Annotated in this window: 19 protein-coding genes; 3 read left to right on the plus strand and 16 right to left on the minus strand. The window is 50.8% G+C overall.

Features of this window, described 5'->3' with window-relative positions:
* Nucleotides 1-243: 243 nt before the first annotated feature.
* Nucleotides 244-1,347 carry a DNA alkylation repair protein gene (locus AC0YOA_RS02680; protein ID WP_475785287.1) on the minus strand — a complete coding sequence of 368 codons (1,104 nt, stop codon included), beginning with the start codon at nucleotides 1,345-1,347 and terminating at the stop codon, nucleotides 244-246.
* A 307-nt stretch (nucleotides 1,348-1,654) separates the two neighbouring features.
* Here AC0YOA_RS02680 and AC0YOA_RS02685 point away from each other — a divergent pair, with 307 nt between their 5' ends.
* Nucleotides 1,655-2,029, plus strand: coding sequence for a winged helix-turn-helix transcriptional regulator (locus tag AC0YOA_RS02685; RefSeq protein WP_210043895.1), 375 nt, complete (start codon nucleotides 1,655-1,657; stop codon nucleotides 2,027-2,029).
* A 273-nt stretch (nucleotides 2,030-2,302) separates the two neighbouring features.
* Nucleotides 2,303-3,469, plus strand: a complete 1,167-nt coding sequence (locus tag AC0YOA_RS02690; protein ID WP_475785288.1) for an MFS transporter — start codon at nucleotides 2,303-2,305, stop codon at nucleotides 3,467-3,469.
* 58 nt (nucleotides 3,470-3,527) lie between these two features.
* Here AC0YOA_RS02690 and AC0YOA_RS02695 read toward each other — a convergent pair whose 3' ends face one another.
* From AC0YOA_RS02695 to AC0YOA_RS02750, 12 genes are all read right to left on the minus strand, one after another.
* Nucleotides 3,528-3,935 (minus strand): nuclear transport factor 2 family protein, encoded by a 408-nt coding sequence (locus AC0YOA_RS02695; RefSeq protein WP_475785289.1) that lies wholly within the window; start codon nucleotides 3,933-3,935, stop codon nucleotides 3,528-3,530.
* Between the two features lie 142 nt (nucleotides 3,936-4,077).
* Nucleotides 4,078-4,485, minus strand: a complete 408-nt coding sequence (locus AC0YOA_RS02700; protein ID WP_475766190.1) for a MerR family transcriptional regulator — start codon at nucleotides 4,483-4,485, stop codon at nucleotides 4,078-4,080.
* A 158-nt stretch (nucleotides 4,486-4,643) separates the two neighbouring features.
* Nucleotides 4,644-5,738 carry an oxidoreductase gene (locus tag AC0YOA_RS02705; protein WP_475785290.1) on the minus strand — a complete coding sequence of 365 codons (1,095 nt, stop codon included), beginning with the start codon at nucleotides 5,736-5,738 and terminating at the stop codon, nucleotides 4,644-4,646.
* Between the two features lie 104 nt (nucleotides 5,739-5,842).
* Complete coding sequence (locus tag AC0YOA_RS02710) at nucleotides 5,843-6,424, minus strand: TetR/AcrR family transcriptional regulator (RefSeq protein WP_475785291.1); 582 nt, start codon at nucleotides 6,422-6,424, stop codon at nucleotides 5,843-5,845.
* 99 nt (nucleotides 6,425-6,523) lie between these two features.
* Complete coding sequence (locus tag AC0YOA_RS02715; RefSeq protein WP_379112647.1) at nucleotides 6,524-6,709, minus strand: DUF2524 domain-containing protein; 186 nt, start codon at nucleotides 6,707-6,709, stop codon at nucleotides 6,524-6,526.
* 287 nt (nucleotides 6,710-6,996) lie between these two features.
* The gene (locus AC0YOA_RS02720) at nucleotides 6,997-7,629 is read right to left on the minus strand and encodes a spore coat protein (RefSeq protein ID WP_475785292.1); all 633 of its coding nucleotides are present in this window, start codon (nucleotides 7,627-7,629) and stop codon (nucleotides 6,997-6,999) included.
* Nucleotides 7,630-7,749: 120 nt separating this feature from the next.
* On the minus strand, nucleotides 7,750-8,448 hold the full coding sequence (locus AC0YOA_RS02725; protein ID WP_210044044.1) for an MgtC/SapB family protein: 699 nt from the start codon (nucleotides 8,446-8,448) through the stop codon (nucleotides 7,750-7,752).
* A 371-nt stretch (nucleotides 8,449-8,819) separates the two neighbouring features.
* Nucleotides 8,820-10,544: an assimilatory sulfite reductase (NADPH) hemoprotein subunit gene (gene cysI, locus AC0YOA_RS02730; RefSeq protein WP_475785293.1), complete on the minus strand. Its 1,725-nt coding sequence runs from the start codon at nucleotides 10,542-10,544 to the stop codon at nucleotides 8,820-8,822.
* Nucleotides 10,545-10,580: 36 nt separating this feature from the next.
* Complete coding sequence (locus tag AC0YOA_RS02735; RefSeq protein ID WP_475785294.1) at nucleotides 10,581-12,416, minus strand: assimilatory sulfite reductase (NADPH) flavoprotein subunit; 1,836 nt, start codon at nucleotides 12,414-12,416, stop codon at nucleotides 10,581-10,583.
* A gap of 156 nt (nucleotides 12,417-12,572) precedes the next feature.
* On the minus strand, nucleotides 12,573-13,307 hold the full coding sequence (locus AC0YOA_RS02740) for an MOSC domain-containing protein (protein ID WP_475785295.1): 735 nt from the start codon (nucleotides 13,305-13,307) through the stop codon (nucleotides 12,573-12,575).
* Nucleotides 13,308-13,348: 41 nt separating this feature from the next.
* Complete coding sequence (locus AC0YOA_RS02745) at nucleotides 13,349-13,798, minus strand: YdeI/OmpD-associated family protein (RefSeq protein ID WP_475785296.1); 450 nt, start codon at nucleotides 13,796-13,798, stop codon at nucleotides 13,349-13,351.
* Nucleotides 13,799-14,051: 253 nt separating this feature from the next.
* Nucleotides 14,052-15,251 (minus strand): serine hydrolase domain-containing protein, encoded by a 1,200-nt coding sequence (locus AC0YOA_RS02750; RefSeq protein ID WP_475785297.1) that lies wholly within the window; start codon nucleotides 15,249-15,251, stop codon nucleotides 14,052-14,054.
* A 277-nt stretch (nucleotides 15,252-15,528) separates the two neighbouring features.
* Here AC0YOA_RS02750 and AC0YOA_RS02755 point away from each other — a divergent pair, with 277 nt between their 5' ends.
* Nucleotides 15,529-16,602: a M42 family metallopeptidase gene (locus tag AC0YOA_RS02755; RefSeq protein ID WP_475785298.1), complete on the plus strand. Its 1,074-nt coding sequence runs from the start codon at nucleotides 15,529-15,531 to the stop codon at nucleotides 16,600-16,602.
* A 113-nt stretch (nucleotides 16,603-16,715) separates the two neighbouring features.
* On the opposite strand, the gene AC0YOA_RS02760 is transcribed toward AC0YOA_RS02755, so the two are convergent.
* The 3 genes from AC0YOA_RS02760 to AC0YOA_RS02770 form a co-directional block, all read right to left on the minus strand.
* Nucleotides 16,716-17,447 (minus strand): hypothetical protein, encoded by a 732-nt coding sequence (locus AC0YOA_RS02760; protein ID WP_475785299.1) that lies wholly within the window; start codon nucleotides 17,445-17,447, stop codon nucleotides 16,716-16,718.
* Nucleotides 17,448-17,464: 17 nt separating this feature from the next.
* Nucleotides 17,465-18,118 (minus strand): hypothetical protein, encoded by a 654-nt coding sequence (locus AC0YOA_RS02765; RefSeq protein ID WP_475785300.1) that lies wholly within the window; start codon nucleotides 18,116-18,118, stop codon nucleotides 17,465-17,467.
* 387 nt (nucleotides 18,119-18,505) lie between these two features.
* Entirely contained in the window at nucleotides 18,506-19,312 is an 807-nt protein-coding gene (locus tag AC0YOA_RS02770; protein ID WP_475785301.1) for a response regulator transcription factor, read from the minus strand.
* Between the last annotated feature and the right edge of the window lies 1 nt (nucleotide 19,313).

Below are 19,313 nucleotides of genomic sequence, written 5' to 3' on the forward strand. Positions count from 1 at the left end.
ATCCTATGCTGGATAGTCAAATGCTCAAAAATCAAAGTAAATATAGGGCAAGCTTTAACAGGTTAGCGGAGCTTGTATTTGGGATTCATTTTGAGGAATGGTATCAGAAGGGATATTGGGGGGGACTGTCTCTGCTTTCGATAATATGAAGGATTTCTGCGCGCCCAAATTATCTCATGCCTAAAGATGCTCCGGCAATGCGGCTGCCTGGGTGAAAGGCAGCATTTGTCTGATCGTTCATAATCAAGCTTCCAGCCTGATTACCGTTGATGCTGTTTCAACCCCATTCAAGGTCAGCGTAATCCGGTGCTCACCCGGATAATGACGGCGGGTCGTCAGATCCGCCCAGCGGTGCTTCCTGGCGCCTGCAAGCCTCGTACCTCCCGGCACCACTTTGTCGGATAGCAGGAATAGCTTGCGGGATGTATGTCCTCCTGCCTTCACGAAGTCGATTCCGTATTCCATGCGAATACGCACCGGTTCGCCCGGCCGGATATGAAGCTCGTAGCTCAGCTCGCAGCTTCCGCCGATCGGCAGCACATCCGGCTCCGTCGACAAAGAGGCATAGGTTGTCAGCGCCGACTCTTCTCCCGCTTCCGCATAGCCGAACAGCGCCATGATCTCGGGATCGGCTTTGCGGATCAAATTACGGCAGGCATGCCTGATAATCCAGTCCGTATCCGGATGGACTCCCTGCCAGCGGCGGGCTGTATCCAGCACGATTGACGGGTGATCCTTGGCGATGTCATTCAGATTGTTGGCGACGCTCTTGCGTACATACAGCGAAGGGTCTGCCTTCAGCTGCTCCAGCACGGGGAGCAATGGAGCAGGGTCCTGCTTGAAAAGCGGCAGCGCCTGTCCCCACGGCAGCCTGGGCCGGCAGCCCTCGCTGGCAAGCCGCCGGACATGAGCGTTCGGATGCCTGGACCATTCCTCCATCTGACGCATCATCCGCTCCGGCTCACGCAAAATAAACGACCGAACGGCGAACTCCGCCGAGGACTTCGAAGTAAAGCGCTCCAACGCCTCCATGGACAGACCCCAATGCTCCTCTGACTGGCCGTACACTTCCACGAAATCAGGAAAAAATAAATAGGGGAAACCGACGCAGGCCGCGTCAATCGCATACAAAACGTCGAGCTCGTCCTCGTACCGTGGCGGCAGATATGTTCCGAGCACCGTGGAGATCCGCCTGATCCGCTCCTTCAGCTTTAAATCATACCAGCCGTCCTCCATGACCGCCGCGACGAATGCCTCCGTATTGAAAGCCTTATAAACAGCATGCACTTTCTCGCCGAATTGACGCAGAAATTGTTCATGATACATATCTTTTAATGGTTCTGCCATTCTCTCTCTCCTCCTGGTTATAACCCTTCCACGATGATTCCGCGATAATCGTCGCCTTTAAACCGATGCTTGCGCGCCTCGCTGATGCGATACTCTAGACAGCGTAACATATTAAATATGCCAACTGTCTGTCATATTTATTTAGCGGATCAAACTTTTGAATATCGCAATTCCCTGCATACGCTCATCACAGGGCATTCGCGGATTGACATAAGCAAAGAAACAGGACCATAATGTAAGCATAGTATAGGCACGGATATCCTTCTGCTGTTACGGTCAATGTTATTTTATAAGGAGGTTCATTGTCATGGACGAACAAACCGGCACGAACAACAACTGCAAGGAGAGTGCCGGCTCCAGTATTTGCGAAGTCCTGCAGATTCTGGGTGCCAAATGGGCTTTCCTTGTTCTTGAAGAACTGCTGAAAGGACCGCAGCGATTCAACCAGCTGCAGCGTAATGTATCCATCGTCAAGACCCAATCCCTTACGGATACGCTCCGCCACCTGGTGAATAACGGTCTTGTCCTCCGCAAGGTCTTTCCTACTGTGCCTGTCACAGTGGAATATTCTCTGACGGAGAAGGGCAAGGATTTTCAAACCGCATTGCTGGAAATGGACAAATGGGTCCAAAAATGGGGCAATCCAGCGCTAGCAGGGCAAACTTCCGTCCAATCCTCATAATTGCATAGCACTAGATCATAACAAGTTTAACCGCCAGGGCTCTTAGCCCTTGGCGGTTATTTGTCTTGGACGCGCACTTTGCAACCTCCTATACAATAGGTTAGTTGGTCCAAATAAATGGATTACATCCAAATGATTTGCGTTCTTACTTTATGAAATCAGCTTGATTATAATTCGATTAAGCCGCTTAGCCGGACGCGGCCAAGCGCTTATATAATCGCAATGGGCCCCAAAAAGAAAGAAGCCCGGGAAAACGGAAAGGAATGGTTGATTATGAACCGAATTGTCATTTACATTTTAATGATAGCCGTCTTCTTCACGGCTACTTCAGAATTGGTCGTGGCAGGCATTCTGAATGTACTGGCTGAAGAGATGCATATCTCTGTCGCACTTGCCGGACAGCTCATAACCGCCTATTCGCTCGCATTCGCGATAGGAACTCCGGTTATTGTGTCTCTGACGGCGCGAATGGGCCGGAAAAAATTGCTGCTCATTGCCTTATCCGTCTTCATTATCGGCAATCTCGTCTCGTTCGCAAGCTCCGGCTTCATCCTGCTGATGGCTGCCCGCATGATATTGGGCATGAGCTCCGGCGTATTGATGGTAGCCGCCTTCAGCGCTGCAGCCAAGATGGTGCCTCCCGAGAAAATCGGCAGCGCGATCGGCACCATTATTCTCGGCTTCAGCAGCGCCATGATTCTTGGCGTACCCGTCGGGATTGCGCTGACTGGTATGTTCAGCTGGCAGATAATCTTTCTCTTCCTCGCCGCCGGCAGCCTCATCATTCTGATCGGCATGGCCCTCCTGCTGCCGGAGATCGAAGGCGATGCTCCCGTAGCCTTCAAGCAGCAGTTCGCGGTGTTTGCGAATCCGGTCATTTTGTCCGCGCTGCTGCTCGTTCTGTTCAGGGAAATCGGCAACTCCGTCATGTTTACGTATGTAACCTCTTTTCTCGGAACAATCCTGCAGCGCAGCGCTTCGGATATCGGATTCATCATGCTCGCCTTCGGAATTGCCGGCGCTTTGGGTTCACGGCTGGGCGGCTCCGCTATCGATAAATGGGGAAGCGTAAGGATCATCGTCATCAGCTTGACCGGTCATGTCCTGACGCTGGCTCTGCTTCCGCTGGCCGTTCATTCATTTCCTCTTGCCATGGTGCTTCTGTCCCTGTGGGTGATGTCCATGTTTATTATGGGCCCTGCTACGCAGACCTACTTCATCGAGAAGGCCCCGCAATCGGCCAATCTCATCATCAGCCTGAACACCTCCGTGACGCAGGTCGGTTTGGCAGCCGGTGCGGGAGTCGGCGGTATGGCTGTCACCTTGAATTCGACCGTCTTGTACAATCCGTGGGTCGCCAGCATTGCGCTGCTTTTGTCCTTCGCCGCAGCCGCCGTTTCTTTCCGGAAGAGCAGGAAGCCCCTGGCTGTCGCAGCCTGAGGAGAAAAATGCGATATGCAATATAATATTCCTTGTGTTGATTCATCCCATTCTTATATCATTCAGCGGACAGCATATATTGTGTCGATCCGACATATTCACGGAATGATCGAATCCTTTCATTCTCGAATTCAAAAACAATCGTCAGCTCATTGCTGTAGGGTGCGCCGTTCAACGTTCCTTCCGCGCTGAATACCACGATCCCATGATTGGCATCCTCGAGCTCCAGCAAAGACGTTAACCGGACAGCCAAGGCTTCACGCTCCATGAGTACCAATTCTTCAAATCGTTTCTTGCCGTACTGCATGCCCTTCCATTCGACGAAGGGCATTGGAACGGCGAAGCGCAAATCATCGGAAGCCATCAAAAGGAATTCTGTCAGCGATCCCTCCTCGATTGCATGGCGAAAAGCTTGAAAAGCCCTGCTGCTTCGGGTAACTCCAAATTGTTCCTGTCGGTCAATCATCTAAAATTCCCGCTTTCTTGTTACCGTTTTTTGTTTCATGAGTGACTGTACCATATGAACTGGACAGCTTATGTCCTGTTTAAAGTTAACAAGAAAAAAAACCGGACTCCCTTCATTAAAAGGGAATCCGGTCTTTCGGTTTTTAGCTTCTCGGCGGATTCAGCATCAATTCATTCATTGGACTTGAATCGGGAATTTGACGGGTGTTGTAGATCGACAATTTTTGATTAACCGCTTCAAATGCCCTGTCCAGCTCCAGCTGTCTTCGCTGAAGCTCCAGCTTATGATTTTCCAATATCGCTTTTCTTTCCGGTATCGTCTCATCGCCCATGATAGCAAGATCGACAATCCGTTTCAAGGCCGCTACCGTCATCCCCGTCGCACGGAAGCATGTCATCAGGTTGATCCAGTCCAGGTCCTTTTGTTCAAACAGCCGGTTCCCGTATTGATCTCTTTGTATAAAAGGAAGCAGCCCTTCTTTCTCATAATAACGGATCGTATGAGGAGGAAGCTCAAGCCGTTCGGAGGCTTCTTTGATTGAAAATGACAACTCTCCACACCTCCCTGATCATCAGAAATGATTTCTCGAGCTTTAACTATACACCTTAAAGTGGACTTTAAAGCAAGCATTATATATAATGCTGCAATTCCGCTTCTGGTATACAGGTTCAGCCTTTCATGCCGGAAACCAGGGCGATGCTTCTGTTTTCAGATCAATAATTCTTTTTCCTTCAGGGTCGGAGTCGGCGTCAGCACATCACCCGTGAAGGGTTCGATTGGCTGCCCGTTTTGCACTTTTTTCGGCCAGTCATGGTTAGACAGCGCCGCTTTGGCAAGCGCAATCAGATCGGAGCCCTTCTCCAGCATCTTCGCTGCATCAGTAGGCTGATCGAGTCCGCCGTTGGCAATGACAGCAGTATTGCCGTATTTCTTCGCCAGCTCGGCAAGCGTAGGACCAGACTCCCCGAAAGCAGGGTCCAATGCGCGGTATTCATACGTATGGATGTAATCGGCTTTGGCTGCTCCGATGCTTTCAAAAATAACTCTTGCATCCTCTTCCCCATGCTCCCACTTGTAGGTAAAATTATTTACTTTCGCTTGCGAAATGCGGACACCGACAACAAAATCTTCGCCTGTTGCTGCTTTGACAGCTTCTATAGTTTCAATAAGAAACCGGAGGCGATTCTCCAGGGATCCGCCGTATTCGTCCGTCCGCTGATTCGTGTATCCGGTCAAAAACTGGTCCGGCAGACAACCGCTCGCAGAGTGAATTTCCACACCGTCGAAGCCGGCTTTCTCCGCATTCGAAGCAGCTTTCGCAAAGTTGCCGATCAGCTCCTTGATTTCTTCAATATCTAATGCTCTGGCAGTCGGAAATTCGCCTCCCTTGCCATAAAGCGGACTTCTCTCACCCTGCGGCTTTAAAGCGGAAGGAGCAACCGTTTGTCCACTATTAGGATTCTCTTGGGACAGCGCACCGGCATGGGCAAGCTGCAAAATGATTTTCCCTCCTTGTGCATGAACCGCTTCCGTAACGCCCTTCCAAGCCTGGATATGCGAATCCTTCGTAATACCCGGCTGATTCAGCAATCCTTGACTGAAGGTGTCATCCATGTAGCCGGATTCCGTAATAACAAGTCCAAAATCGCCAGAGGCAAAGCGGGCATAATAACGGGCCATATTTTCCGTCGCTCTGCCGTCGGACTCTGCGGATCCCCTTGTCATGGGCGCAAGAACCACCCTGTTTTTAAGCGTCAGGCGGCCTAATTGATACGTGGACAAGATTTGGGGGAAAGTAGACATGATGAACAGCTCCTCTTGTATAGTTTTGGTGTTTTTATTGACTGCAAAGTCAATAATTGAACAAAAAATTTTTGACTACGAAGTCAAAAATCAGACAAAAAAAATTAGTTTTTTATCAAATCGAATGCCGTGTTCAGCACCATTTCGATCTGATCTGCAGGCGCGCCTGTTTTCTCTAATATTCGGATGCCGCGCAAAGTATTGGCCAGGTAGGCCGCTAATTCCTGACTTGTAAACCGGTTCGTGATTTCTCCTGCAGCTTGTCCGTTTCGAATGACCTCCTCAAGAACAAGCCGTACTTCACTGAACATAAGGTCGAACTCAGTCGCGACTTCCCGATCATCCATGCCAAACTCCATAGCAGAGTTAACCATGAGACAGCCTTTATGAGCCTCCTCGTTTGAGGAACAAAGCGATGCTGATTGCAGAGCTTCCAGAATACGGGTTGGCGAACCGCCTTGGTCGATCATTTCTCTAAGCTGTGAGAGGCTTTGCGTCCGATAAAGAGCGAGTGCCTTTAAAAAAAGCGAGCGTTTGTCTTCAAATACGCCATAAAGACTCTGTTTCTTCACATTGGTTTTGTTCGTCAGATCCTCGAAAGAGGTCGCTTTATAGCCTTTGGTCCAAAAAACCTCCATCGACTGACTCAAAACCTTATCCACGTCAAATTCTCTTGGTCTGCTCATGACGTAATCCTATCACATTCTTGACTATGTAGTCAATATCTAAAGTTCAGCATATAAAAAGCCGACCCCAAAGGCCGGCTTACAATGATTTCAGTTCAATTAACGAATATCGCATTTGTTATGGATAAAATGTATTTGGTTTTGAAGCCGGTTTAACGTTTCCTTTTCCTCGGTTGAATGTTCGCTGCTGCTCTTGGACATCAATTGCTCCAATTCCTGCTTTAATTGATGCAGATCCTCGCCTGCATTCGAGCAATCATAATTGCTTTCCAGCTGATTAAGCAAATGGAATCCCCTTTTCCCAGTCTATTTGTCTCCGCCTTTTTTGCCTTCGTTTCCCTTTTTATCGGATGTGCGCGTTGTTGTATTTTGTGCAGCATGCCCTTGTTGTTTAGCCATTACAGATCCCTCCCTTCATATCTGCCCCGGTTATTTTCCGAAGATTGAGTTCTTTTTATTCACCTGAGCTTCAGACCTCAATAATAATCGGGAATGAGATTTTTCTAAATAAAAAAACGCCCGGTATGCATTTGCATATCCGAGCGCTCTTAAAAAGCTTTTATTGAATCAGGTTAGTGCAATGCCGCTTTGTTAGGCTCCGGCATTTGCGGCGTTCCGGCTGCCGGTACGTACATATTCAGCATCTTTTGCATATCGGCAGTATCAAACTGCGGCACCTGGTAGTAGCCATGTTTGTTTTGATACATGAAAATCTCGTAAGACATTTCGATGAACTGCTGTATTTGAGATGCCAGCACGCGGCGAACGACAGGATTTGTTACTTCTGCCGCTGACATGGTCAATAATGAAGCATGGGATTTAACCAACCCCTGCATATAATCGCATATGCCTGCATCCTTTACGTCAGCGAGGGATTGATTCGGTTTTGTCGGCTGGTTCTGTTTGATGCCGTATACCGGCTGTGTTACTTGTTTAATCATATAAGTAGCTGTTTTCTGGTTTGGCTCCTGCCCGGTCTTAAAGCATTCAGCCGTCAGATTGTATTGGGAGAGCATGAAATTATACTGCCGGTCCAGAATGTCCAAAAGCTCCTGATCCTGAACGAATTGCCTGAAAATCATGAATTGATCCAACGTATTGACGGCACAGGACAACACCTGATGCACATCAAGCAGTTCATGACCTCCATGATTCATGTTCAATCCGTTCTGCGAACGATTATTTGATGGTATTTGCTGCTGCATCGTCATATTCTCCTTTGTTGTAAAAACATTTTGGGCAACCTACTTTAATATGCAGGGTTGAGGGAGAATTTATGCAATCTGATGCAGCTTGCAAAGCAAAGCGCCGGCTTATGACTCAGGTTATAACTCCTCGATTTCGACGGTGATGACGTTATCCGTCAGCTTCACCAGATTGTATACATCGGTAACATAGTGTTTATGGGTTGCGGATAGAATCAAACCGATTTGCCGGTTACCGGATTCCAGATCCTTGAGTTTAATCTCACGGATATCCACGCCTTTTTTCCCTGTCAGCTCGCGTTCGCTTTCGAGATTTTTAATGATTTGCGTCAAATCGCAGGTCGGATTCACGATAAGCTTGACGGAAATATCCTTTTGACTTAATTTTTCAGGTCCGATGCGCCGGATCAGGAAGGGCAACACGTTAACCGCAAGGATAATAATCAGAACAGAATAGGAAGCCTCCCAATAAAATCCTGCCCCAACCGCTATGCCGATTCCGGATGCCGCCCAAATCATCGCCGCGGAGGTCAATCCCGAGATTACATCATTGTTTCTTCTCAGAATAACGCCTGCGCCGAGGAAGCCGACCCCGCTGACAATTTGAGCCGCCAACCGCATGGGATCACGGTTTGTCGTGAGGAGATCACCGAACTTTTCGATCGACTCAATGGAGATCACCGTAACCAGGCAGCTGGCCACTGATATGACCATACAGGTTTTCAAGCCAAGGGGCTTATGCTTTAATTGACGGTCAATGCCAATCAGCAATCCCAGAAATAAGGCAAAGGTTACTTTCAGAAAGAAATCTAAAGGAATAGTAACAGCAATCCCTCCTTTACAAATATTTCGGATAAAAGAAAATGACAGAGGGACTTTCCTGGCAACATAATGTGCGATTGCGGCATTAACGTCCGACCTAACCGGAATACTTCACTGGTTGAGTCGTTCATTCCGTGCAGGGCGTCCACTATATTTCCATTCTTTGTATATTATTCCTTGAACTGCGGCTATAGTAGATTGTATGCGGAGGCAGTCTTTTAATTTCCACTAGCTGGTGTTTCCCATCAATCTCCTCACTGGCACGAATCCATCGACAGCTGACTGTATGCAAATAGAAACAGCAGAATGACCGCCCTTTCAAGCGGTCGTTCTGCTGCCTTGATACCTATTGTACGGCGCAGGCACCTTTACGAGTGAAAATCCTGTCCGTCCAGAACCTCTTTCACAAAGCCGGCTCGAATGACAAAATCACCGAAGTGCTCGCCTCTTTGCCTTTCCTTTGCATACTGCGTCACAATCGGCTGGAGAGTACCGAGAATCTCCTCTTCCCCGATGTTTTCCTTGTACAGCTTGTTCAGACGATTGCCTGTGAAGCCGCCCCCCAAATACATGTTGTATTTGCCGGGTGCTTTGCCGATGAACGCGATTTCCGCAAGCATTGGTCTTGCGCATCCATTCGGGCAGCCGGTCATGCGGATAACGATTTCTTCGTCGCGCAGTCCAGCTTCCTCAAGCATCGGCTCCATTCTATCAATCAGCGAAGGAAGATAACGCTCCGATTCGGCCATTGCCAGTCCGCAGGTTGGCAGCGCCACGCAGGCCATGGAGCTTCTGCGCAGAGCCGAATGATGGGCTCCATCGGTAAGTCCGTACTCCTTGATCAAACCTTCGATTTTTTTCTTCTTATGGCTGGTTACATTGCCGATGATCAGATTCTGGTTCGGCGTAAGCCGGTAGTCGCCTGTATGAACCTTGGCGATTTCCCTTAAACCTGTCATCAGAGGATAGCCAGCTTCGTCTTTGACACGGCCGTTCTGGACAAACAGGGTAAAATGCCATTTTCCGTTATTTCCCTTTACCCAGCCATAGCGGTCGCCATTGCTGTCAAAATGGTAAGGACGCGCTTCCTCAAGCTTCCAGCCCATCCGGTCGCTTAATTCATTAATAAACCATTCGATCCCGCGGTCGTCGATCGTATATTTGAAACGGGCATGCTTCCGGATCGCACGATCGCCGTAATCCCGTTGAATCATTACCGTTTTCTCGGCTACATCGATGATTTGCTCCGGTGTACAGAACCCGATCACTTTGGAAACCTGCGGATATGTTTTCGAATCGCCATGCGTCATTCCCATTCCGCCGCCTACCGACACATTGAAGCCCTTCAGCTTTCCATCTTCAATAATAGCGATAAAGCCCAAATCCTGGGAAAACACATCAACGTCATTGGATGGAGGAACAGCCATACCAATTTTAAACTTGCGCGGCAGGTAAACCGGTCCGTAGATCGGTTCTACTTCTTCCCCGTCATTTTGGCTGTCCAGTATTTTCTCGCCATCAAGCCAAATTTCATGATAGGCTCTTGTCTTCGGATCAAGGTGATTGCTGACTCTGCTGGCCCACTCGTACACCTCGGAATGAATCTCCGATTGGTACGGGTTCGGATTGCACATCACGTTGCGGTTGACGTCGCCGCACGCGGCAAGCGTCGTTAGCAGCGCATCGTTCACTTCCCGGATGGTCTGCTTCATGTTCCACTTGATTACCCCGTGAAGCTGAAAGGACTGGCGTGTCGTCAGCCGGATCGTTCCATTGGCATTCTTCGTTGCGATGCGGTCCATCATCAGCCACTGCTCCGGCGTGACGACACCTCCAGCCGCGCGTACGCGCAGCATGAACTGATAGGCAGGCTCCAGCTTTTGTTTCTGCCGCTCATTGCGCAGATCCCGGTCATCCTGCATGTAGCTGCCATGGAATTTCATCAATCGGTTATCGTCTTCGGGAATGGAACCCGTAATGACATTTTCCAAAGTCTCTTCAAGGCTTCCCCGCAAATAATTGCTCCGGCGTTTGATGTCCTCAACATCGCTGTGCGGCGCATTCTGCGGGTGAAGAAGTTGATTTTGTGCCATACTTGCTATCTCCTCTCGCAATCTTCGGGGCGCATCCTAGTAAACATCCCGCTGATAACGTTTCTGCTGCTGCAATTGAATCAAATAATCAGAAGCTTCCTCAGGGCTCATGCCGCCCTCCTGCTCAAGAATAGTCGCCAGAGCTGCATGAACGTCATGGGCCATTTTCTTCTCGTCGCCGCAGACGTATACGCTAGCTCCCTTCTGGAGCCACTCATAGAATTCGCGGCTCTTCTCAAGCATCCGGTGCTGGACATAAACTTTCTTGTCCGTATCCCGCGAGAACGCGACATCCAGCCGTGTCAGCACGCCGTCCTTGAGCCAGCGCTGCCATTCAATCTGATACAGGAAATCTGTGGAGAAATGCTGATCGCCATAGAACAACCAGGATTCCCCTTCAGCGCCCGTCTCTTCCCGTTCGCCCAGGAAGGCTCTGAACGGAGCGACGCCCGTACCCGGTCCAATCATAATGATTGGAGCAGCCGGATTCTCGGGAAGCTTGAAGTTCGAATTATGCTGAATGTAGACCGGAAGCGTATCGCCGGGCTGTACACGCTCTGCAAGCTGAATGGAGCAGACGCCGTAGCGGTCGCGGCCCTGTGCCTCGTAACGGACCGTCCGGACGGTAACATGCACTTCATCCGGGAAAGCTTTCGGACTGCTGGCGATCGAGTACAAGCGGCCGGGAATCTTCCGCAAATGGGATACGAACTCGCCCGCAGGCACACCCGCAAGGGAATAATCCTGCACCAGATCCAATAGATCCTTGTCGTTCAGATAAGCCCGAAGCTCCTGCTCGCGTCCCGCAGCCAGAAGCTCTCTCATCACGCTGCCTGAAGGCAGATTAGCCAGCTGCTCGAACAGCGGCTTCGTCAGAACGGTTATTTCAAAATGCCGGAGCAGTGCTTCACCCAATGACCGTGTCTCGCCGCTCTTGTTGATTGCAACGGATTCATCCGCATTCCAGCCCATGAATCCGATCAACTCGTCCACAAGGCGGGGATGGTTCTCCGGATAGATGCCCAGGCTGTCGCCCGGTTCATACTGCAGATTTGATCCCTCAAGGGAGATCTCGAGATGGCGTGTTTCACGATCCGATCCTCGCCCGTTCAAATTCAGATTCTCAAGAACCTCGGCCTGGAATGGATTCGTCCTGGAGTATTCGGATTCCGATTCGGTTACGCTCACAACCGCCGCAGCTCCATTAGCTGCAGATGCAGGTGCTGTAGAAGCCGTGCTCAGGGATCCCAGAACATTACTGATCCATTCCGCAGCAGGCTCGTCAAAATCCACATCGCAGTCGACACGGGGGATAATTCGCTTGCCGCCCAGTTCTTCCAGACGCAAATCGAGATCCTTTCCTGTTTGACAGAAAAACTCATAGGAGGTATCTCCCAAAGCAAGCACGGAGAAACGCAGATCCTCCAGTTGCGGCGCTCTCTTGCTGTGAAGGAATTCATAGAAAGAAATTGCGTTATCCGGCGGATCTCCTTCCCCATGGGTACTCACCAACAGAAGCAGGTCCTGGACCTTCTTCAGGTTATTCGGCTTGAAATCCGCCATGGAGGAGAGTGAGACCGTGAGGCCCTGCTCTTCCAGCTTCTTGGACAATTTCTTGGCAAGTCCATTGCAGTTCCCGGTTTGAGACCCGAAAAGCACCGTTACTTCCCTGGCGGCGACCGGCTCTGCAATCGCTGCCAAAGCTGCTGTCGGCACTGCTGCTGGCGCCGCAACTGCTGCGGCTGTCTGAGAAGAAGCAGCCAGGTAACCGCTCAGCCAGATCCGTTGTGATTCTGTCAGCGAAGGCAGCAATCGATTGAGCAGCTCTGCCTGTTCCTCATTAAAAGGACTGTTAAATACTTGAAATTCCACCCATTTCCACCCCGTTAGCATGCAATGATATTCTTATTATCGTATCTGAAGCAATTTTCGCTCTCTTGAACTTATCAGAGCTGGAAGACCGGGTCAACAAGAATGATCTTATAACTTCTATCAGCTATCCTGATAAAGCATGAATTTATGACAATTTCACCCTGAAATGTATACCGGATCGCCGCTGCTTACCTCGCCAGTCTGAACAACCGACGCGTACACGCCGAATTTCAGGTTCATCTCTTCTTTCACTGTCTTTAGAATCCGGACTTCCCGTTCGTAAGTGTCGGGATCAATGGTAATAACGGAACAACGCACGCATTCTTGAGCGACCTCCAGAACGGCGCTCCCCACTGACAAACGTTTGCCTATCAAGGATGCATCATCCCGGCAGCTTTCATCATTCAAGGAGATCATCAGATTGGCTCTGAACCGGCGCGGATCCAGCTCCTTGCCCAGCAGCTTCTCCAGCTTACGCAGAGTGCGGTCCGTGATGATTAAAATTCCGCCCGTGTCCACTGCCAGCAGTTCCCGGCTGTCCGGTTCATGACGAATCATGGATAATCCGGGTCTGGAGGCGCTTTGGATCTCTTGCAGCAATTGGCCATCCCAGCTGAATTCACGGCCGTCAGGCGAGGTTATCCGCAATGGGGGAAATTCGTCGTGCGCGGTGCTTGCTGTAAAGCTTGCTTTGTATCCCAACAAAACGGGGAGCTGCCGTGCAGTGAAATACCTGTCCCAGCCTTCCTTGGAATCATCAATAAAAGCATGGCTCCGATCGGCATATAATCCGTAAGCTGCAATATGCGTGTGATTCAGATGCTCGCCGGCCATCGATTTTACCGGATATCTTGTGATCTGTGTGACATGCCCGATAGTCTGCAGGTTCATTTTCTCGCCTCTCTCTGCTCGCGCGATCGTATATGCAAACCTCAGGAAACAATTATTTTCTCAACAATGCCGGCGATCCGCCGTTCACGGGTTTCCTGCGTTTTGGCATCCTCCACCTGCCTGACAAATTCTTTGCGTTTCGAGTACGACAAAGCATTGAAGACCTCCACCGCTCCGGTCTGGGCTGACAGCGCCGCTGTGAGATCATGCGGAACGTCGACGGTCCGAGGCTCCAAATCAAGCTCAAGCGTCACTTCTACCCTGTCGCCGGCAGCTACTCCCGCCGCTTCCCTGTGAACCGCGTTCAAGGGGAGAAAGAACTCACTGCCGTAAACCGCGACAGTACTGCGATAGGTATAACCATTCAAGCTCACTATAACACTCGGTTTCATCTTCTTGCCAAGCGCAGCTACTGCTTCCGCAGGCACCTGAATTCCGGTAGCGTTCTTCCCTTCCGCTTTCATTATAATGGTGTTAAACGTTACAGCCATTCTGGATTGCCCCCTCATTCTGGTCATCGTTTGAAAGGTTGAACACGGAACAAAGCTAAAATCCAAAACCCTATTTTGTCATTATTCGAGAATAATGGCGATTATCCTGTCCAGCGATATCGTATTGTAAAATTATTTGCCGCGAGGGCAGAGTTCGATTCTTCCCTCAATCCATAAGTTAAAAGGGAATATCCCCTTGTTTGGCGAACTTGTATGACGAAGCATTTGAAAAGGCATGCCGTTTGAAACCGTCTCAATCGTCAATGGCCTGGTATACCGAGGTCCAGAAATCGAGGAGGACATTGGGAGGACCCGGATTATCCATCAAACGCTGGGTGAACAAGAGCCCTATCAAGTCTTCCTTGGTATCCGAATATGCGGATGTGCCCGTACTGCCATCCCAGCCGAATCTCCCGGGGACCCCGGCCAGATCATTGCGCCGGACAGAGACGCCGACACCAAAACCCCAACCGCTGCTGCCGCCCAAAAAAACATGGGCCTCCGCTTTCTGCTCCGGCGTCAGATGATCCATGGTCATCAGTTCGACCGATGGGCGTGATAGGATGCGCATACGTCCGCTGCTCCCCTTGTTCAGCATCATCCGGCAGAAGGCCAGATAATCGTCAGCGGTTGAGACAAGCCCGCCACCGCCGGATGGAAAGACGGACGGTGACCTCCATAGACTGCTTTGCGGTTCGTCATGGACCATCAGCCCTCCCGTTTCACGATTGGTCATGTAGCTTGGGGGCAGCCTGTCCAACTTGCTATCCGGCACATGAAATCCGGTATCCTTCATTCCAAGCGGCTCGAAGATGCGTTCGCGGGTGAAATCTTCCAGCGTCCGGCCAGCTGCCCGTGATATCAGGACGCCCAGGACATCGGATCCGGTGTGATACATCCAGGCTTCTCCCGGTTGATGGATTAGCGGCAGGCTGCCAAGACGCTTCATCCACTCATCCGGAGCGATGGATATCGGATTGGGCCCCGGAGCAAGTCCCGCTTCCTCAATCGCCTTCAGGATCGGGTACCTGCCGGGGGGAGCCATAACAGCTCCTATTCCCAATCTGAGGGTCAGCAGATCACGCAGGGTGATGGGCCTGCTCGCGGGAACAGTATCGTCAACCGGCCCGTCCAGCCGCTTGAGAACCCTGCGGTCAGCCAGTTCAGGCAGAAATTCATCAACCGCGTCGTCCAGCCTGAGCTCGCATTCCTCGACCAGAATCATGGCTGCTGCAGCTGTGACCGGTTTCGTCAACGAGGCGATGCGAAAGATCGTGTCGCGGCGCATCGGATCGCTGCCCCCAATCCCCTTCATTCCGATTGCTTCGACATGAAGCTCTCCCCGCCGGCTGACAAGCGTAACCATACCGGGCAGTTCGCCCCGTTCCACATAGCCGGTCATGACGCCGCGCATGCGGCCGAGCCGCTCTTTCGATAATCCGCCATAGCTCATCGTTTGCTGCCCCCAATCTTTAACTGATATTTCCTGCTGTTCATTTTATCATAATGGCGAAGCAGCCATTTCTCTTCAATTGCTGCCTTGGTCAACTGAAAGCTACATCACCGGTTCTTGTTGCATAGGCATTATTCAATTGCTTACAATATAAAATGCACTCCGGCGGCCGAAGCAGGCTGCTTCCCGTCAATCTAATAGAAATTTATAGACGCGAATCTTAAAAATGCTATAAGGTTATAAGATAGCCCAACAATAAATGCGAGGTGGAATTGATATGGATAAGGACACATTGGAATTATTCCGTACCCTGACCGAAATGCCGTCTGCTCCCGGTTTTGAGCGCGAGCTCAGGGAGTTTGTGCGGGGGGAGCTGGGGAAATATACGGATGAGATCGTACAGGACCGGCTTGGGAGCATTTTCGGTGTGGTCCGCGGCGATTCGGAAGGTCCGGTCATTATGGTAGCCGGTCATATGGACGAGGTTGGTTTCATTATCAATGGCATCACGGACACCGGGATGCTCAAATTCCAGACGCTTGGCGGATGGTTCAGCCAGGTGCTGCCTGCCCAGCGTGTGCAGGTCATCACTGATCGCGGTCCGATTGACGGCGTAATCGGCACAACTCCTGTCCATCTGCTTAATGAAGCCGCGCGCGGGAAGCCGCTGGATGTCAAACAGATGTATATTGATATCGGTGCGGACGACCGGCAGGGCGCCGAGGACATCGGCATTCGGCTTGGACATCCGGCGCTGCCTGTCTGCCCCTTTACCCCGCTTGCCAATCCGAAGAAGATCATGGCTAAAGCCTGGGACAACCGTTACGGCGTAGGGCTTGCCATAGAACTGCTCAAAGAACTTCGTGGCGCGAAGCTGCCGAATGTGCTGTACGCAGGAGCCACTGTGCAGGAGGAAGTGGGCATACGCGGTGGACGTACTTCTGCTCGGATGATCAAGCCTGATTTGTTCTTCGCTCTGGACGCCAGCGCCGCGAATGACATGACAGGCGACCGCCAGGCGTTCGGGCGGCTGGGTGCGGGAGCGCTGCTGCGCATCTTCGATCCTACGATGATTACGCATCGCGGGATGCTCGAATTCGTCCGCGATACGGCCTCCACCCACAGGATCCCCGTCCAGCCCTTCTTCTCCGCAGGCGGGACAGATGCCGGTCAAGTCCATGTGGAGGGAATCGGCATTCCTTCCGCTGTCATCGGCGTCTGCGCGCGGTATATCCATACCGCAGCATCGATCCTCCATGTCGATGACTATGCCGCTGCGAAGGAATTGCTCGTCAAGCTGGTGCAGACCTGCGATGCGACTACTTTCCAAACCATATTGGAGCGTTCTTAATCAAGATTTGTCGCCTCACGCACAACAACAAGACCCCTGGTTGAAGAACCGCGGGTCTTGTTGTTGGGCAGTCAAACGAGTTCCTCGCAGCGGGTTGTAACGGATGGGAAGATTCAAAGGACGTTCGGGCCTATTACCTCTCCGCTAAAATGAATCTCATTGATCGTCGGATTAGTGAAATTAGTAATAGTGGTGGGCGAACCGTTAATTCCGACACCGAAGCCTGAGGCTGGACCAGCTGCTGCTGTCAGATAATAATTTACAGAGGGGCCGGGCACTCCTGTATCGGTGCATTCAAACGTTGTAGTAAAAGTTCCGCTGACAAATGTTGTTCCCATTCCCTCCACATTAATTTGCGTTACGCTTCCAGCGTCAATGACGGTACTTACGCGTTCACCAATGAGCGGCGCGTCGCGGAATATGCCAAAGCGCATCACTTGGCTCGCGACAGCAAGCTGGGGGGCTAATTCGGTTATAAAAGTAAAACTCCATACAAAGGTTGCTCTGAGTACGACCCGGCTGTTGACATTGACATTGGCCAGCCCAACGGACTGATTGCTAATTTGAAGTTCGGGTCCAATAGTAGCGGGAGCCGCCGGCAGCACAACTGTGGTGATTACCGGACCTCCTGCGACCATGGGATCAGGGATTTCAACGAAATTATAGGATGTCAGAAGGCCACCGCCAGGCGTCCCCGGCAAACCTTGTGGACCTGCTGGCCCCTTAGGGCCTGCTGGTCCGGGAGGCCCGACGAGCCCTTGCGGGGCAACTACATTGATTTTTAGCGTACGGCGGGATTTTTTACGAGGACATTTTTTTTTGCGGCGCGGAACGCTGCATTTCATTACCTACACCTCCAGAATTAATCATCCGGGAAGAATAACCCTCCCGCTGAAAGAATTTCGTTGATTGTCGGATTCGTAAAGTTGGTAACAGGCACGGGAAATGCGTCATCAGGCACACCAAATCCTGAAGCAGTTCCTGCAGCAGCGGTCAAATAATAGTTGGCTGTCGGTCCAATCACTCCCGTATCGGTGCATTCAAACGTCGTAGTATAAGTTCCGCTTACTAATGTTACAGCCATTCCATCCAGGTTAATTTGCGTTACTCTCCCGGAGTCGATAACTGTACAAACGCGTTTCCCAACCAGCGGCGTATCGCGAAAAATACTGAACTGCATGATTTGGCTCGCGACAGTTAACTCGGGAGCTGTTTCTGTAACGAAGGTAAAGCTCCATACGATAGTCGCAGTCAATGCGATCCTGCTATTATGGTTAATGCCTCGAAGTGAAATGAACTGATCGCTGACTTGCAGCTCTGGCCCGGTTGCCGCAGGCGCTGCAGGCAGCGTCACTGTAGTGATTGCCGGACCGCCAGGAACCATAGGATCCGGAATTTCAAAGAACTGATAAAAATGGAGCAGACCGGCTCCCGGAGCTCCCGTGACTCCTTGCAGACCGGGAATTCCTGAAGAACCTGCTGCCCCTGCCGGACCGGAAAGACCTTGAGGAGCCAATATATTTATTTCCAGCTTGCGGCGTTTTCTTTTTATAGTAGAATTTTCCTCGCAGCATTTAAGGCGTTTTCTTTTTAGTTTTTTACGATGACATGGAACGGGACTGCTCAATAACTGCACCTCCTTTGGTAACAACTGCTTTTTTCCACTTATCATATGTGTTACAGATTGATGAGTGATAGGCAGTTAACTAGATTCAGAGCCTATCCTGAGTGATCGCCTTCGGCGGTTTTTGACAATATGAACGAAATAACGCCCAAATACAGCAAATAAAACATCAGAACGGCAGGAAGTCATGACGACTCCTGCCGTTCTGATGTCTATCAATTTCCAATTGATTCAACCGCCGACGCGATCCTGATTACACCACCGAGAGATTCATCAGGCTTACAAAAACTTGTTGCGGTACTCAGTTGGCGTCAAGCCGTACTGCTTCTTGAAGGTTTCCCGGAAATGATCCTGGTCCGCATAGCCGATCCAGTCGCAGATTTCGTAGATTTTATTCGCGGGTTCCTTCAGCAGCCGCGCCGCTTCTTCCATCCGAAGCCGGATAATCGCATGATTGATTGTCGTGCCGGTCACTTCCTTGACCAGCAGATTCAAATATTTATCGCTTAAGCCAACCGCGGCCGCTACTTCCGAAAGCGCCAGCTCCTTGCGCGTATACCCTTCCTTCACGTAGCGGATTGCCTGTTCCACCAGCTTCTTCTTCTTGATGCTGCCGGACCAATCATGGGGAGACAGCGCTTCCAAGAGATTGGGCAGCGTTTCTTTCACCGCCTGCTCCGCCAGCGCCATTCCCCGGCGTTCTTCCCGCTCTTTGCGAAGCCCCTGCACCGCAATTGACATCACCCGCTCGATCTCGGCAGGATCGATCGGCTTCAGAATATATTCCAGCACCTGCAGCTTGATCGCCTGTCTCGCATGCTCAAATTCATTTAATCCGGATAAGATGATGCAGCGGATATCAGGCTTTCTCGCTTTTACAGCTTCAATCAGCTCCAGACCGTTCATCCTCGGCATCCCGATATCGGTCAGGAGCAGGTCCGGCTCCTCCCGTTCCAGCCATATGAGAGCTTCCTCCCCGTTCTCCACGGCACCGAGCAGCCTGATTCCAATTTCCTCCCAGCGGATGGAACGGATCAGAGCTTCGCGGACTGTTCTTACATCCTCCGCAATAAGCAGCTTGAACATG

This window comes from Paenibacillus sp. JT22N12 (assembly GCF_056269365.1).